The sequence below is a fragment of the Allobosea sp. R86505 genome, from assembly GCF_042466375.1.
Taxonomy (GTDB): Bacteria; Pseudomonadota; Alphaproteobacteria; order Rhizobiales; family Beijerinckiaceae; genus Allobosea.
Map to the genome: position 1 here is coordinate 4,375,744 of NZ_JAXHPY010000001.1, position 15,311 is coordinate 4,391,054.

15 protein-coding genes are annotated in these 15,311 nt (G+C 67.4%); 4 read left to right on the top strand and 11 right to left on the bottom strand.

Features of this window, described 5'->3' with window-relative positions; genetic code table 11:
* Window positions 1-68 precede the first annotated feature (68 nt).
* The 4 genes from mobA to SJY11_RS21170 are packed head-to-tail and all read right to left on the bottom strand — an operon-like array spanning window position 69 to window position 2,641.
* A complete protein-coding gene (mobA, locus tag SJY11_RS21155) occupies window positions 69-692 on the bottom strand; it encodes a molybdenum cofactor guanylyltransferase MobA (RefSeq protein WP_376988704.1) in 624 nt (207 codons plus the stop codon).
* Window positions 689-1,225 carry a hypothetical protein gene (locus tag SJY11_RS21160; protein ID WP_376988705.1) on the bottom strand — a complete coding sequence of 179 codons (537 nt, stop codon included), beginning with the start codon at window positions 1,223-1,225 and terminating at the stop codon, window positions 689-691. The genes mobA and SJY11_RS21160 overlap by 4 nt, the downstream gene beginning before the upstream one ends.
* Entirely contained in the window at window positions 1,222-2,115 is an 894-nt protein-coding gene (locus SJY11_RS21165) for a formate dehydrogenase accessory sulfurtransferase FdhD (RefSeq protein ID WP_376988706.1), read from the bottom strand. The genes SJY11_RS21160 and SJY11_RS21165 overlap by 4 nt, the downstream gene beginning before the upstream one ends.
* Window positions 2,116-2,128: 13 nt before the next feature.
* Window positions 2,129-2,641, bottom strand: a complete 513-nt coding sequence (locus tag SJY11_RS21170) for a DUF2478 domain-containing protein (RefSeq protein WP_376988707.1) — start codon at window positions 2,639-2,641, stop codon at window positions 2,129-2,131.
* A gap of 191 nt (window positions 2,642-2,832) precedes the next feature.
* On the opposite strand from SJY11_RS21170, the gene SJY11_RS21175 reads away from it, so the two are divergent.
* Window positions 2,833-4,074, top strand: a complete 1,242-nt coding sequence (locus SJY11_RS21175) for a peptide ABC transporter permease (RefSeq protein WP_376988708.1) — start codon at window positions 2,833-2,835, stop codon at window positions 4,072-4,074.
* Window positions 4,075-4,086: 12 nt separating this feature from the next.
* Here SJY11_RS21175 and SJY11_RS21180 read toward each other — a convergent pair whose 3' ends face one another.
* The 7 genes from SJY11_RS21180 to argE form a co-directional block, all read right to left on the bottom strand.
* Window positions 4,087-5,088 (bottom strand): ABC transporter ATP-binding protein, encoded by a 1,002-nt coding sequence (locus SJY11_RS21180; protein ID WP_376988709.1) that lies wholly within the window; start codon window positions 5,086-5,088, stop codon window positions 4,087-4,089.
* Window positions 5,085-6,086, bottom strand: a complete 1,002-nt coding sequence (locus tag SJY11_RS21185) for an ABC transporter ATP-binding protein (RefSeq protein ID WP_376988710.1) — start codon at window positions 6,084-6,086, stop codon at window positions 5,085-5,087. Before SJY11_RS21185 ends, SJY11_RS21180 begins: the two co-directional genes overlap by 4 nt.
* 5 nt (window positions 6,087-6,091) lie before the next feature.
* On the bottom strand, window positions 6,092-7,039 hold the full coding sequence (locus SJY11_RS21190; RefSeq protein WP_376988711.1) for an ABC transporter permease: 948 nt from the start codon (window positions 7,037-7,039) through the stop codon (window positions 6,092-6,094).
* A gap of 183 nt (window positions 7,040-7,222) precedes the next feature.
* On the bottom strand, window positions 7,223-8,206 hold the full coding sequence (locus SJY11_RS21195) for an ABC transporter permease (protein WP_326908041.1): 984 nt from the start codon (window positions 8,204-8,206) through the stop codon (window positions 7,223-7,225).
* 179 nt (window positions 8,207-8,385) lie between these two features.
* Window positions 8,386-9,987: an ABC transporter substrate-binding protein gene (locus SJY11_RS21200; protein WP_376988712.1), complete on the bottom strand. Its 1,602-nt coding sequence runs from the start codon at window positions 9,985-9,987 to the stop codon at window positions 8,386-8,388.
* Between the two features lie 155 nt (window positions 9,988-10,142).
* Window positions 10,143-11,021: a phosphatase PAP2 family protein gene (locus SJY11_RS21205; protein WP_376988713.1), complete on the bottom strand. Its 879-nt coding sequence runs from the start codon at window positions 11,019-11,021 to the stop codon at window positions 10,143-10,145.
* Between the two features lie 186 nt (window positions 11,022-11,207).
* Window positions 11,208-12,353 (bottom strand): acetylornithine deacetylase, encoded by a 1,146-nt coding sequence (gene argE / locus SJY11_RS21210; RefSeq protein WP_376989386.1) that lies wholly within the window; start codon window positions 12,351-12,353, stop codon window positions 11,208-11,210.
* A 169-nt stretch (window positions 12,354-12,522) separates the two neighbouring features.
* Between argE and SJY11_RS21215 the strand changes: the two genes are divergently transcribed.
* The 3 genes from SJY11_RS21215 to SJY11_RS21225 all read left to right on the top strand — a co-directional run bounded on the left by SJY11_RS21215 (window position 12,523) and on the right by SJY11_RS21225 (window position 15,311).
* The gene (locus SJY11_RS21215) at window positions 12,523-13,491 is read left to right on the top strand and encodes a threonine ammonia-lyase (protein ID WP_376988714.1); all 969 of its coding nucleotides are present in this window, start codon (window positions 12,523-12,525) and stop codon (window positions 13,489-13,491) included.
* 185 nt (window positions 13,492-13,676) lie between these two features.
* A complete protein-coding gene (locus SJY11_RS21220) occupies window positions 13,677-14,066 on the top strand; it encodes a cupin domain-containing protein (protein ID WP_376988715.1) in 390 nt (129 codons plus the stop codon).
* Window positions 14,067-14,138: 72 nt separating this feature from the next.
* A complete protein-coding gene (locus SJY11_RS21225) occupies window positions 14,139-15,311 on the top strand; it encodes a M20 aminoacylase family protein (protein WP_376988716.1) in 1,173 nt (390 codons plus the stop codon).

The following is a 15,311-nucleotide window of genomic DNA, read 5'->3' on the forward strand; positions in this document are numbered from 1 at the left end:
TCTTCCCCCGGAGCTCGGCAGCGATAAGCGGCTCTTGTCTGGACAGATAGCGAAGGACGGCGGGGGGTTCAAGCCGGCGGCAAAGTGGCGAAAAGCCGCTCGGCCTCGTCCAGATCCTCGGGCCGGTTGGCGTTGAAGAAGGGATCGACCGGCGCCACCGGCCACTCGGCGCTCGCGCAGCCATGGCGGGCGGTCCAGCGGTCGATCTTGCGCTCGTCCTCGACCGTCAGCGCGTGGCGCAGATCGGCGCGCAGTGAGACCGGCCAGAGGCCGATGACGGGGTGGGTCCAGCCGCCCGAGGCCGCGCAGGCGAGCGGGACGTTCTGCGCCTCCCGCGCCTCGTGCAGACGGGCGAAGAGATCACGCGGGATGAAGGGCGTGTCGGCGGCGACGCTGACGAGCCATTCGGCGCCCGGTCGGTTTTCCGCCATCCAATCGAGCCCGGCGAGGATGCCGGCGAGCGGCCCGGCAAAATCCGGCACGCTGTCGGCGACCACCGGCAGGCCGTAATCCGCGAAGCGGGCGGGGTCGCCATTGGCGTTGACGACGAGCCCGTCGCATTGGGGCGTCAGGCGCTCGATGACATGGGCGAGGATGCTGCGGCCCGCGATGGTCCGCAGCGGCTTGTCACCGCCGCCCATGCGCCGGGCGAGACCGCCGGCGAGGAGGAGGCCGAGGGTGGGAGGGGTCACGAGGCAACTCCCTGTAAGCGACGCATTTCCTGGGCGATCTCTTTTGAGTTGGCGATGCCTACAAAGCCGTCGCGGACGGTGCGACGGTCTCCATTTTCCGTGGTGAATTCGTGATCGATGAATAGCACATCGCCGAGATTTCGACCCACCTCATGCCACTCGATCAGGGTAATGCGTTCGAGACGGGTGCTCATTTCGGCATATTTCTTGACGACGACGGCTCGTTTGTCTGTCAGCAGATAAATAACGTTCTTGGCCTCTGCATATCGTCGAAAAGGCAGGCTGATCGAAACCACACCGACCACGAGCAGGGCTATCAGCAGCAGCACATCGTAGGTGGTGTCAAACTTCAGGGCTTGGCCAACTGCAAATGCGATCGTGACCGCGATGACGAATCCTAACGTGAACTTCCACCATGATACGCGGATGGCATAGCGCCAAGGATCAGGCCGACCCCACCAGATTGCCTGCTCGCCGGGATCAAGCAAATGCGTGGGACACGGCCAATCCGCTCGGGGCGCAAGGCCGCTCAATCATCGCCTCCCGCCCCCTTGCGCCGGCTCCGGCCGCCCTCCTCCTCGACCGTGTCGGGGTCCTGATCGAAGACGATGTTCTGCTCACCCGCCAGCGCCACGAAGCGCTTTCCGCGCGCCCGGCCGATCAGGGTCAACCCGGCCTTGCGCGCGAGTTCGACGCCCCATTCGGTGAAGCCGGAGCGGGAGACCAGCACGGGGATGCCCATGCGCACCGTCTTGATCACCATCTCGGAGGTCAGGCGGCCGGTGGTGTAGAAGATCATCCGGGCGGGATCGACGTCGTGGCGGAACATCCAGCCGGCGACCTTGTCGACGGCGTTGTGGCGGCCGACATCCTCCATATAGACCAGCGGCCTGTCAGCCTCGCAGAGCACGCAGCCATGGATGGCGCCGGCCTCGAGATAGAGCGAGGGCGTGGTGTTGATCTTCTTCGTCAGCGCATAGAGCCAGCTCGTGCGCAGCTCCGCCTTGGGCAGTTCGATCTCGTCGATCGCCTCCATCAGGTCCCCAAAAGCGGTGCCCTGGGCGCAGCCGGAGGTCAGCGTCTTCTTCTTCAGCTTCTCCTCGAAATTGGTGCGCTCCGGCGTGCGGACGACGACGACCTCGAGCTCCTCGTCATAGTCGACTGCGTCCACCACATCGCCGCGCCTGAGCATGTTCTGGTTGAGGAGATAGCCCAGCGCCAACGCGTCGGGATGGTCGCCGATCGTCATCATCGTGACGATCTCCTGCGCGTTCAGATAGAGCGTCAGCGCCCGCTCGGTGACGACGCGGGTCTCGACGGTCGCGCCGGTCTGGTCGATGCCCGACACGGTCGCGCCGAGGCGGGCCGCCTGCGGATCGGGCCGGACGAGATAATCGTCGAGGAAGCTCATATCCTGCGCCATGGCGGTCTCCCGGTCAGGCGGCCTGCCGCGCGAGATGCAGCGCCCAGGTCTCGATGGCCTCGGCCTGCGCCGGCAGTTCCGTCCAGTCCTCCCCCGCGAAATCGCGGAAGGCGGGCAGCACGTCCTGCCGGACCGCGATCAGGACGGGCAGGCCTGCAAGCAGCGCCGCGGCGATCTCCTGCCGAAGCCCCTGGCCCAGCACCTCCTGCCGGCCGAACTTGTTGACGATGACGAGATCGGTTTCGCCCGCCAGCGCCGCGCCGAGCGCGCCGCCCGCCGCCGCGAGGCCGGTCGCGTCGAGACGGCAGCCGGTGGCGCCGGCACCGCGGTTCTCGCTGATCGGGAAGCGCACGCCGGTCGCAAGGTCCTCCAGCGCCATCGAGAAGCAGCCGCTTTCGCAGGCGCCGTCATTGTGCTGGACGACCCCGCCGAGCCGGAGACCCTGCGCCTTCAGCCGCGACGCCGTATCGGCCATGAACCGGTCGATGGGGAAGCCCGACGAATAGGGAATGACGGCCATGAGCATCGAGACCTCATCCCATGAAAAGCGAGAGGCGACCAGAGGGCTTTCGTCGCAGCGCGGCGCGCGCTGCAACCGCGAAATGCGGGGACAGTGTTGCGCTGTCCCTACAGTCGCGCCTCGCGGGGCCAGCTACGGTTGAAACCAGCATCCTCCGGCGCGTTTTCCGGCGGAGGCCAGACCCCGGTTCGCGATCCATGCCCCGTCATCACGCCCAGCACCCGCTCGATCCCGCCGCCGATGCCGCACTGCTGCTGCGCCGCATCGCGTTCGGCACGCTGGCGCTGCTGCTGCCGATCGCGTCCCTCGTCTCGCGTCGCGCCGCGGTGGTGCTGGCGCCGATCGGCGTCGTCCTGCTGGTCATCGCCATGCTGATCGAGGACCCGCGCGACTTCGTCTCGCGGCTCAAGCGCAGCATCTTCAGCCTGCCCGGGCTGATCCTGATCGGCCTCGTCGCCTGGGCCCTGCTCTCGCTGGTCTGGAGCCCCTATACGAGTTCGGCGACGGAGAAGGCCGGCAACATCGTTCTGGCCGTCGCGCTCGGCTTCCTCGGCAATGCCGCGCTGCCGGAGCGGATGCGGGCCTCGAACCTCAACCTCGCGCCGCTCGGAGCCGGCACCGCCGCCGCCTTCGCGCTGGCGCTGATCGTGGCGACGGCGCTGCGTCACCAGGACACCGATGCCGGGGTCGAGCGCGGAATCAGCGTCATCCTGATCATGGCCTGGCCGGCGCTCGCCTGGTTGCTCTCGCGCGAGCGGGGCCTGAGCGCGCTCGCGCTGGCGCTGATCGTCGGCCTGCTGTCGCTGACGCGTTTCGAGGATGGCGAGGCCGTGGCCATGATCTGTGGCGCGGTCGCGTTTGGTGCCGTCAGCGCCAACCGCGAGCGGGCGGCGGCCATGGTCGCTGCCGCGATGGCCGGCCTGATCCTGCTGGCGCCGATCCTGCCCTTCCTGATGATCCCGATTGTCTCGCGGCTGCCCGACAGCACGCTCGCCCCGTCGCTGGCGGTCTGGGCCGACGTGATCAGCAGCGCGCCGATCCAGCTCGTGACCGGTCATGGCCTCGACACCGTACTGCGCGGCCGGCTGATCGGCGCCCTGCCGACCTCGACGCCGACGACGCTGCTGTTCGAAACCTGGTACGAACTCGGCCTGGTCGGCGCGGCCGCGGCCGCCTTCTGCCTCTACATCGCCGTCCGGGCGGCCGGGCGGATGCCGGGCGCGCTGGCGGCCGGCGGCGTCGCGGCCTTCACCACCGCCTTCGCGCTCTCCGCGCTCGGCTTCGCGACCCTGCAGCCCTGGTGGCTGATGACGCTGACCTCGGTCGTGCTGCTGTTCGGCGCCATCGCGCGCGGCCAGTACCGCACCGACCGGCCCGTCGCGCCGCTGCTGAAATCCCCGAGCACGACGCGTCCCAAGGCCGGAGGTACCCCCGCCTGAGGCCCGGGACGATCAGGCCGCGGCGACGCGCCCGGCCTGCACCGCGTGGCAGGCGACGCCATCGATCACCGGCGGGCTCTCGAGCCTGCAGCGGTCGAAGACCAGCGGGCAGCGGGGGTGGAAGGTGCAGCCGGAGGGCGGGCTGATCGGGTTCGGAATCTCACCCTTCACCGCCTCGCGCGCCTTGCCGACCATCGCGACGTCGGGAACCGCATCGAGCAGCATGCGCGTATAGGGGTGGCGCGGGGCCGAGAACAGGCTCTTGCCCTCGGAGATTTCAACGAGGCGGCCGAGATACATCACGCCGATGCGGCTCGCCATGTGCCGGACGACGGCGAGGTTGTGCGAGATGAAGAGGTAGGTCAGCCCCAGCCGCTCCTGCAGGTCGCGCATCAGGTTGAGGATCTGGGCCTGAACCGAGACATCGAGCGCCGATGTGGGTTCGTCGCAGACGATGAACTCGGCATCGGAGGCGAGCGCCCGGGCGATCGCGATGCGCTGGCGCTGGCCGCCCGAGAACTCATGGGGGAACTTCGTTCGGTCGTCGGGGTGCAGGCCGACGAGCATCAGGAGGTCGCCGACGCGCTCGGTGATCGCCGCCTCGCCGTCGATCAGGCTGAAGGCGCGGATCGGCTCCGCGATGATGCGCCCGACGCGCCAGCGCGGATTGAGCGAAGCGTAGGGGTCCTGGAAGATCATCTGGATGCGCCGGCGCAGGCGCTGGCGCTCATCGGCCGCCGCCGCATCGTGCATCGAGACGCCGTCGATGGTGACCGTGCCGTCGGAGGGTGGCAGCAGGCCGACCACCATGCGCGCCACGGTCGATTTGCCCGAACCGGATTCGCCGACCAGCGCGAAGGTCTCGCCCTTGCGGATCTCGAAGGAGACGCCGTCGACGGCCTTCAGGAACTGGCGTGGCGCGCGCTCGATGACACGGTTGAGCCAGGGCTTGGAGACATCAAAGACGCGCTTGAGGTCGCGGACTTCGACCAGCGGAGCGGGACCGGCAGTCATGCGGCGACCTCGCTTCCGGCTTGCGTGTCGTAGAGATGGCAGGCGACCTGGCGGCTGCCGACCGCGATCGGCTCCGGACGCTCGGTCCGGCAGCGATCGAAGGCCTGGGCGCAACGCGGGTTGAAGGCGCATCCTTGGGGGATGGCGGAGAGCCGCGGCATCGAGCCCGGAATCTGGACGAGGCGGGTGGTCTCGCCCTCGAGCGAGGGAATCGCCCCCATCAGGCCCTTCGCATAAGGATGGAGCGGCTGCTTCACCACGTCGCGGACGGGGCCGATCTCGGCGACGCGCCCGGCATACATCACCGCGACCCGGTCGGCCGTCTCGGCGATGACGCCCATGTCGTGGGTGACGAGCATGACGGAGGTGCCGCGCTCGCGGCAGAGCGCCTTGATCAACGCGATGATCTGGGCCTGGACCGAGACGTCGAGTGCGGTGGTCGGCTCATCGGCGATGATGAACTCCGGCTCGGCGCAGAGCGCCAGCGCGATCACGACGCGCTGGCGCATGCCGCCGGAGAATTCGTGCGGATAGCTGTCGATCCGCTTTTCAGGCGCGGGAATGCCGACTTCGTCGAGCAGCGCGATGGCGCGAGCCCGGGCCTGGCCGGCATCGAGATCGGTGTGGACGCGGATCGTCTCGATCAGTTGCTCGCTGATCCGGTAGAGCGGGTTCAGGCTGGTCAGCGGATCCTGAAAGATCATGCCGATGCGCTTGCCGCGGACCTTGCGCATCGCCTCGGGTGGCAGATTGTCGATGCGCTCGCCCGCCAGCCGGACCTCGCCGCCGGCGATGCGGCCGGGCGGGTCGATCAGGCCGATGATGGCCGAGCCGGTGACCGACTTGCCGGCGCCGGATTCGCCGACCACGCCGAGCACCTCGCCGCGCGCGACGTCGAACGAGATGCGGTCGAGCGCGCGCAGCGTGCCGCGACGGGTGACGAACTCGACCGTGAGGTCGCGGACGGAGAGGATGGGGGCGGCGTTTTCAGGCGGCATCGCGCTCATCTCAGCTTGGGGTTGAGCGCATCGCGCAGCCAGTCGCCGAACAGGTTGATCGACAGAGCCAGCAGGACCAGCACGAGCGAGGGAAACAGCAGGATCCACCACTCGCCCGAGAAGAGGTACTGCTGGCCGAAGCGGATCAGCGTGCCGAGCGAGGGCTGGGTCGGCGGCATGCCGACACCGAGGAAGGAGAGCGTCGCCTCCTCGATGACGGCGAGCGCCAGGTTGATCGTCGCGATGACCAGCACGGGCCCGGCGACATTGGGCAGAACGTGCTTGAGCATCACCGGCCAGGCCTTGAGGCCGATCAGCCGGGCGGCGTCGACATAGACCTTGTTCTTCTCGACGAGCGTCGAGCCGCGCACGGTGCGGGCATATTGCGCCCAGTTCGACAGGCCGATGGCGACGACGAGGACGAGCAGCGTCATCTGCTCCTGCAGCGCCGGGGGGATCAGCCCGCGGGCGACGCCGAAGACCAGCAGCGCAACCAGGATCGCGGGGAAGGAGAGTTGCACGTCGGCGACGCGCATGATCAGCGCTTCGGTGCGCCCGCCGACATAGCCGGCGACGAGACCCAAGCCCACGCCGATCACGAGCGAGAACAGCACGGAGGCCGCGCCGACCAAAAGCGAGACGCGCGAGCCGTAGAGAATGGCCGAGAAGATATCCCGCCCCTGCGAGTCCGAGCCTAGCCAGAAGACCTTGCCGGTGATCTCGTTGGGCACCATCGGCCGCGAGAACCCGTCCGACAGGTCGAGGGAGGCGGGGTCGAAAGGGTCGTAGGGCGCGATCAGCGGCGCCGCCACCGCCGCCAGCACGAGCAGCAGCGCCAGCAATGTCGCCGCAACCGTCACCGGCGAGGAGCGGAAGGAGAAGGCGATGTCGGAATCCCAGATCCGGGCGAGGCGGCCGGGAGTGCGGGGCTTTGGCGGATGAAGCGTCGTCACGGTGCGCCCTCTGTCTTTCCGGGGCTTCGCGCAGCGAAGAACCCGGAACCCACGACCGGGTGAGCCGCTTCGCCACGAGCCTTGGTCAGGGACGGTTGATCCGACAGGGCTCGGCCGGTCGTGGGTTCCGGATTGGGCCCTGCGGGCCGCCCCGAAATGACAAGGGTTGTGCTCATCGCCCCCTCACTTCGCCATGGCCGGGTTGCCGCTGCGCAGGCGCGGGTCGAGCGCGACATAGACAAGGTCGACGATCAGCGAGGTCAGCACGAAGACGAAGGCCACGAACAGGAGATAGGCCGACATCACCGGCACATCGACGAACTGCACTGCGTTGACGAAGAGGGCGCCCAGCCCCGGCCACTGGAACACCGTCTCTGTGACGATGGCGAAGGCGATCACGCCGCCGAGCTGGACGCCCGCGATGGTGATGACCGGGATCAGCGTATTGCGCAGCGCGTGGCGGAACTCGATGCGGCGCTCGGGGATGCCCCGGGCACGGGCGAAGCGGATGAAATCGGCCCGCATCACCTCGAGCATCTCGGAGCGGACGAGGCGCATGATCAAGGTGAGTTGCAGGAAGCCCAGAGTCAGCACCGGCATGATCAGCGATTTGAGGCCGCTCGTGGTGAGCAGCCCGGTGGTCCACCAGCCGATCGCGACCGTGTCGCCGCGACCGAAGGAAGGCAACCAGCGCAACTCGACGGCAAAGATGTAGATCAGCCCGATGCCGATCAGGAAGGTCGGCAGGCTGACGCCGATCAGCGAGAGCGCCATCACCAGATTGGCGATCCAGCCATCGCGCCGGATGGCGGCATAGACCCCGAACGCGATGCCTGTGACGAAGGCGAAGATCGCCGAGAGAACGGCGAGTTCCACCGTCGCCGGCAACCGTTCCAGGATCAGCGAGGAGACCTTGCGCCCCTGGCGGTAGGAGATGCCAAAATCGCCCTGCGCCGCATCCGCGACGAAGCGGGCGAACTGCAGCGGCACGGGATCGTTGAGGCCGAGACGCTCGGTCAGCTCGGCGCGATCCTGCAGCGTCGCCTCCTGGCCGAGCATGTTGACCACGGGATCGCCGACGAAGCGGAACATCGAGAAGGCGATGAAGGCGACCGCCAGCATCACGACGATGCCCTGCATCAGCGAGCGCAGGATGTAGGCGAGCATTGCGGTTCAAATCCCAGGGACGGTCACGCCAAAAACATCCTCGCCGTCATCCCGGACGCCGCAAAGCGGCGTTCCGGGATCCATCATAGGGAACCGCGCTCTATGATGGATCCCGGATCGGCGCGGCTGCGCCGCTTGTCCGGGATGACGGCAGAGGTTCATCTGCCCATCCGCGCGGACTACGAGCCCTTGAAGCTCACCATCTTCAGCTTCGGGTTGTTGCCGACGTCGACCGGGATATCGAGCGAGGTCTTCATCGCGTAGCTGAGCGACTGGTTGTGGATCGGCAGATAGATCGTCTCGTCCTTGAGCCGGGCCCAGAGCTTGGCGATGGTGGCGTCGCGTTTGGGCAGATCGACCTCCTTCGACAGCGACTCGATCATCGTGTCGATCTCGGCGTTCTTGAAGCCGGTGGCGTTCCAGGAGCCCTGCGAGCCGGTGCGCGAATGGTACATGTAGGAGAAGATGTAGTCGGAATCATAGGTCGGGACGCCCCAGCCGAGGAGGTAGAACTCGGTCTCCGGCGGGTTCTTCTGGATCAGGTTGAAGTGGATCGACTTCGACTGCGAGACCAGGTTCACCTTGACGCCGATCTGCGCGAACATGCCGACCGCCGCTTGGCAGATGCCCTCGTCGTTGACGTAGCGGTCATTGAGGCAGTGCAGCGTCACGGAGAAGCCGTTGGGATAGCCGGCTTCCGCCAGAAGCGCCTTGGCCTTGGCGTTGTCGACCGCTGGAAAACTGTCCAGTTCCTTGGTCCAGCCATTGACGAAGGGCGGCATGATGACGCCGGTCGGCACCGACTCGCCGCGCATGACGACGCGCTGGATCGCCGGCCGGTTGATCGCCATGTTGAGGGCCTGGCGCACCTTCTTGTCGGCGAAGGGGTTCTTGCCCTGCACGTCGTCGCCCTTCAGGTCGGCAGAGGCGACGTCCATGCCGAAGAAGATGGTGCGGTTCTCGGCACCGGAGTTCACCCGCAGGTTCGGCTGGCTCTTGAGGCGGGCGATGTCCTGCACCGGCACGTCCTGGACGAAGTCGACCTCGCCCGAGAGCAGCGCCGCGACGCGGGTGGCGTCCTGCTTGATCGGCACCAGCGTCAGCTCGGTGATCTCGAGCGGGACCTTGGCCTTGTTCCAGTAGGCGTCGTTGCGCTTCATCACCGTCTTCACGTCGGCCTCGCGCGAGACGAGCACGAAGGGGCCGGTGCCGTTGGCGTTGCGAACGGCGAAATTCTCTTCCTTGTTCTTGAAGTCCTGCGCCTTGGTGGCGTTGTTCTTTTCCGCCCAGGCCTTGCTCATGATGCGGATCGAGGAGGTGTTGTTGACCAGCAGCGGGTTCGGCCCCTTGGTCTTGATGCGCACCGTCAGGTCGTCGACCTTGCTGACCTTCTCGACCGAGGTGAGATAGCCTTTGAAGTCCGAGGTCGGTTGCATGGCGCGCTCATAGGAGAACACCACGTCGTCGGCCGTGAAGGACGCTCCATCATGGAACTTGACGCCCGATACCAGCTTGAACTCCCAGGTCGTCGGGTCGTCAGGAAGGACCCGCCAGGACGAGGCCAGCAGCGGAAGCAGCTTGCCGGTGTGGTCGCGCTCGGTCAGGCTTTCATAGATGTGCTGGTTGAGCGAGGTGGTGGGCCCCTCGTTCTGCCCATGGGGGTCAATCGTCAGGGCATCGCCCGCGGCGGCCCATTTCAGCGGTCGGGCCTCGGCGGCGCCCAGCGCCAGCAGCGAAACCCCGAGTAAAGCGGCCGTAAGGCCGAAGACACGCGCTTTCATCGAAAAACACCTCCCCAAGCAGGCACCGTCGGGTGCCCCAAGGGAGTGATGTTAGGGGCAGCTCGTGCGCGAGTCACGGGGGAGATGCGCCCCCGACGCATGGCATTTCCGAGCAATTGCCTAAGGCGTGCTCAGCAGTCGGCCAGGACGCTGGATCAGACCGCTGCGACGGGTGCTATTGCCGGGTAGGCCGAGGCCGCCCGCTGGCGTTCCCGTGCCAGGAGCCACTTCGCCGCCCCCCACGCCGCGACAGCCAGTGCGGCCCCCGCGATGACGTCGACGAGGTAGTGGCTTCCCTCGATCGGAATGGCCACCAGCATCAATGCGTTGAGCCCGACCCCGAACCAGCGCCAGTAGGGCGCTCCCCAGAAGCCTAGCATCAGGAGGACGGCCGACACGGTATGGAAGCTCGGGAAGGTCACCAATCCCTGGGCACCGTCGAGATCGACGAGTTTCATGCTGCCCTCGCGCAGGGCCTGGGCATGCTGGGCGAACTCGAGCGGGACGGCCAGGACGATGTTGGGGTGGTCCGCCGGCGTGATGCCGAGATGGACCACCGGACTCAGCGCGGGCAGCAGCGTCGCGATGGCGACGGTCACGATCGCCGCGAGCGCATAGCTCAGCAGGAAGCGGTCGAGATGACGGTGGGCTCCGATCGCCGCGAGGACGATCGGCAGGAGCGCCGTCTGCGGCAGCATCGAGTGGTAGGCGAGGACCAGAACCTCGTGAATGGCCGGATTGGCGTCGAGCACGGACAGCCAGAAGCGCCAGTCGAAGCCCAGGGCCACGTCCATCGCCTGGAACCATTCGTCGCGCAGGGGCATGGCCAGGGACGTACCGCTGTAGGACAGCGAGCCGACCATGAAGATCAGGAGCAGCAGTTCGGCCATCGCGCGGGTCAAGCGGGCGAGGCGCTCGTCGGGACGGCGCTGCGAATAGAAGGCTGAGATCGCCAGAAGGCTCGCGACCACGCCGAGGATGACGAGCAGGTCGCCCGCCTTCAGGCCCACGCCGGTCGCAGACCAGATCGCCAAGCTGATCAGCGAGATCGCGCCAATGAGAGCCCACAGCGTCCGCGACGCTCTCCACCCGTCTCCCGCCATGCCGCAACCCCTCCCCGATGGTGGAGAGCAGTGGCACGACTCTCTAAAAACTCCGTTGAGATTGGCAAAGGGCGCTCCCCCCGCGCGCGTCGCCGCGGGGGGCCGGAGCTGGCCCCCTCAGCGCGAAAGCTCGGCGATCAGCTTGCGCACGAACTGCGTGCCGGCATCGAGCTGCGCCACCGTGATGAACTCGTCGGGCTGATGGGCCTGGGCGATGTCGCCAGGGCCGCAGACCACGGTCGACCAGCCGGCGCGCTGGAACAGGCCGCCCTCCGTGCCATAGGCGACGACATGGCGGCCATTGTCGCCGGTCAGGCGGCGGCAGAGTTCCTCGGCCGCACCGTTCTCCTCGGGGCCCATAGCGGGGGTGTCGGAGGTGACGACGAAGTCGATGCCGGTCTCGGGCGCGATCGCCTGCATCTGCGCCTCCAGCGCGACAACCTCGGCGCGGTAGCGCTGCTCGTAGCTCTCGAAGCTCTCTCCGGGGATGCAGCGGACCTCATGGGTGAACATGCAGTGCTCAGCGGTGATGTTGACCGCCGTACCGCCCTGCACGACGCCGACATGGAGCGTGGTGTAGGGCGGCTCGAAACCGTTGCCCGGCGCAGTGCGGGCCTTGTTCTCGGCCATGACCTGATTGTGCCAGTCGATCAGGCGCCCGGCGATCATGACGGCGGGCACGCCGACATCGACGCGGCTGGAATGGACGGCGTGGCCGCGCACCGTCGTCCTCATCCGCATGCCACCCTTGTGGCCGGTGACGACCTGCATCATCGAGGGCTCGCCGACGATGACCGCGGCGGGCTTCATTCCATCCTTCGCCATCGCCTCGATCAGCACGCGGGCGCCCTGGCAGCCGACCTCCTCGTCATAGGAGAGCGCGATGTGGACCGGCCGCTTCAGCGGCGCCGCCAGCATCTCCGGCACCAGCGCCAGTGCGATGGCGTCGAAGCCCTTCATGTCGCAGGTGCCGCGGCCGAAGAGCTTGCCGTCCCGCTCGGTCAGCGTCCAGGGATCGGAAGTCCAGTCCTGCCCTGCGACGGGCACGACGTCGGTGTGGCCGGAGAGGACGACGCCGCCCTCCACCTTCGGTCCGATCGTGGCGTAGAGGTTGGCCTTCTGCCCGTCTGCGCTCGGCGCCAGCCGGCTCTCGACGCCGAGACCTGCGAGATAATCGCGGCAGAAATGGATCAACTCGAGATTGCTGCGCTGGGATTCGGTGTTGAACGAAACCAGCCGGGCCAGCATCTCCTTCGGGGTCATCGTCACGCGGCGTCTCTCCAAAATGCGGCGCGAGGCAGGTTTCGTGCCGAGCCCGCCGGTAGGCCGAGCCTGATATATGTCCTAAGCCTCCCGCGGGCCGCTGCCAACGATCCGTTTCCGTCCATCGCCGCGCACCCCTATAACGGCAGTGGGACATGAGAGGCTCCGCATGCATTTCGACGTCACTCTGGCAGACATCCAGGCCGCCGCCGCGCGCATCGCCGGCAAGATCCGGCGCACGCCGACCTTCTACAGCGCCGGGCTTTCGGCGCGGCTGGGCGTCGAGACCGTCGTCAAGGTCGAGAGCCTGCAGCTTGGCGGCTCCTTCAAGGTGCGCGGCTGCTTCAACAAGCTGATGGGGCTGAGCGAGGCCGAGCGCGCGCGCGGCGTCGTCACCGTCTCGGGTGGCAATCACGCCATCGCGGTGGCGCTGGTCGCCAAGACGATGGGCTGCCGCGCGCTGGTGCTGATGCCGCAGAACGCGGCCGCCTTCAATGTCGAGATGGCGCGCGGTCTCGGGGCCGAGATCGAGCTCTGCGCGGATTCGATCGAAGCCTTCGCAAAGGCCGAGGATTATGCCGCCCAGGGCATGACCAACGTCCATTCCTATGACGATCCGGCGATCATCGCCGGCCATGGCTCGCTCGGGCTGGAGATGAACAACGATGCCGGCGGGCGGCTCGACCATGTCTTCATCTCGATCGGCGGCGGTGGCTTCGCGGCCGGCGTCGGCGCGGCGATGAAGGGGCTCGACCCGGCCCTGCGCATCCATGGCGTCGAAACCGAGGGCGCGACCGCGATGACGCAGGCGCTGGAAGCAGGCAAGCCGGTGCCGATCCGCCCGACCTCGATCGCGCGCACGCTGGGAGCCCCCTTCGCGACGGAGCGGACGATGGCCGCCGCGCGCCAGTTCCTCGAGGACATCGTGATCGTGCCCGACGCCGAGGCCGTGCGGGAGATCACCTGGGTGCTGCAGAACGGGCGCGTGCTGCTGGAGCCGGCGGCCTCCTGCGTCGTGGCTGCCGCGCTGGCGCGCAAGGAGATGTTCAAGCCGGGCGAGCGCGTCGGGCTCGTGCTCTGCGGCTCGAATGTCGCGCTCGACGACATCGCCGCCTGGCGGACGCAGTTCGGGGTTTGATGTCCCCTCCCCCCGCTTGCGGTGGGGAGGGAGAAGAGGAGCGCAGTGCGGTTAGCGCGCGGCGGGGTCGCAGCGCCCGCGCTTGACGCTGCCGCGCGTTCGGGCTTGTGGAAAGAGGTGTCGCGCCCGACCGATGAGGCGGGGGGCCGCAGCGGCGGGCGCGGACGGAAGCGGAGGCATGACCCATGACGATCCTCGACCATAAAACGCAGCCGCAGGACAAATGGCGCGACGGCGTCATGACCGAAATGCGGGTTTCCGCCCTGGTCGAGAGCAAGCAGCTCTGCATTTTCGAGCAGTTCTGCGAGCCTGGCCTGGGCGCGCCGATGCATCTGCACGCGGTCGAGGAGGTGCTCGAGGTGATGGGCGGCACGGCCGAGATCTATCTGCGCGACAAGACCATGGTCGTCACCGCCAACCAGTCCGTTCTGGTGCCGGCGGGCGCCCGCCACGGCTTCAAGAACATCGGCACCGACACGCTGCATGTGCGCGCGACGCTGGCGGCGGCGATCTTCGAGGCGTCCTATGACGACCGCAACGAATTGTCGCGCCGCTACGTTCCCGCCGACGCCTGATCAGCGCCGTAGAACCCTGCCGATCCCGCGATCCGCCGCCGGCGGATCGGTTTCGTCCTTTTCGAGGTCACGATGCCCAAAGCCGAACTCATTGCCGCCCTTCACCCCGAACTCACCGCCATCCGCCGCGACCTGCACCGCCACCCCGAGCTGATGTACGACGTGCATCGCACGGCCGGCGTCGTCGCGCAGAAGCTGACGGAATGGGGCGTGGACGAGGTCGTGGCCGGCATCGGCAAGACCGGCGTCGTCGGCGTCATCAAGGGCCGCAACCAAGGCTCCGGCAAGGTGATCGCGATGCGGGCCGACATGGACGCGCTGCCGATCCACGAGGAGACCAATCTCGAGCATCGCTCGACCGTGCCGGGCAAGATGCACGCCTGCGGCCATGACGGCCACACCGCCATGCTGCTGGGTGCCGCCAAGTATCTCGCCGAGACCCGCGATTTCGACGGGACGGCGGTGGTCATCTTCCAGCCGGCCGAAGAAGGCGGCGCCGGCGCCAAGGCGATGATCGAGGACGGGCTGATGACCCGCTTCGGCATCCAGGAGGTCTATGGCATGCACAACAAGCCGGGCCTGCCCATCGGCCAGTTCGACGTGCGCAAGGGCCCGACCATGGCCGCCGCCGATCGCATCCACATCAAGATCGAGGGCAAGGGCGGGCATGCCGCGGCCCCCCACCGGGTCAACGACCCGATCGTCGCCGCCTGCCAGTTGGTGACGGCGCTGCAGACGATTTCGTCGCGCAATGCCGACCCGCTCGACTCCATCGTCGTCTCGGTGACCGCGATGAATGCGGGCGAGGCCTTCAACGTCATCCCGCAAACCGTCGAGCTCAAGGGCTCGGTGCGGACGCTGACGCCGCAGATGCGCGAGCTCGCCGAGAAGCGCATCAAGGAGGTCACCGCCGGTATCATGAGCGCCTTCGGGATGAGCGTCGTCTGCGACTATCTCCACGGCTACCCCGTGACCTTCAACCATGCGGAGCAGGCCGAGTTCGTGGTCGGCACGATCGAGGCCGCCTTCGGCGAGGGCAAGGTCGACACGACAGTGCCGCCGACGATGGGCTCGGAGGATTTCTCCTACATGCTCGAGGAGCGCCCCGGCGCCTTCATCAACATCGGCAATGGCGACTCGGCGGGCCTGCATCACCCGGCCTATGAGTTTAACGACGAGGTCATCCCGGTCGGCGTGACCTATTGGGCAAATCTCGTCGAAACGGCGATGCCGGCCAAGGCCTGA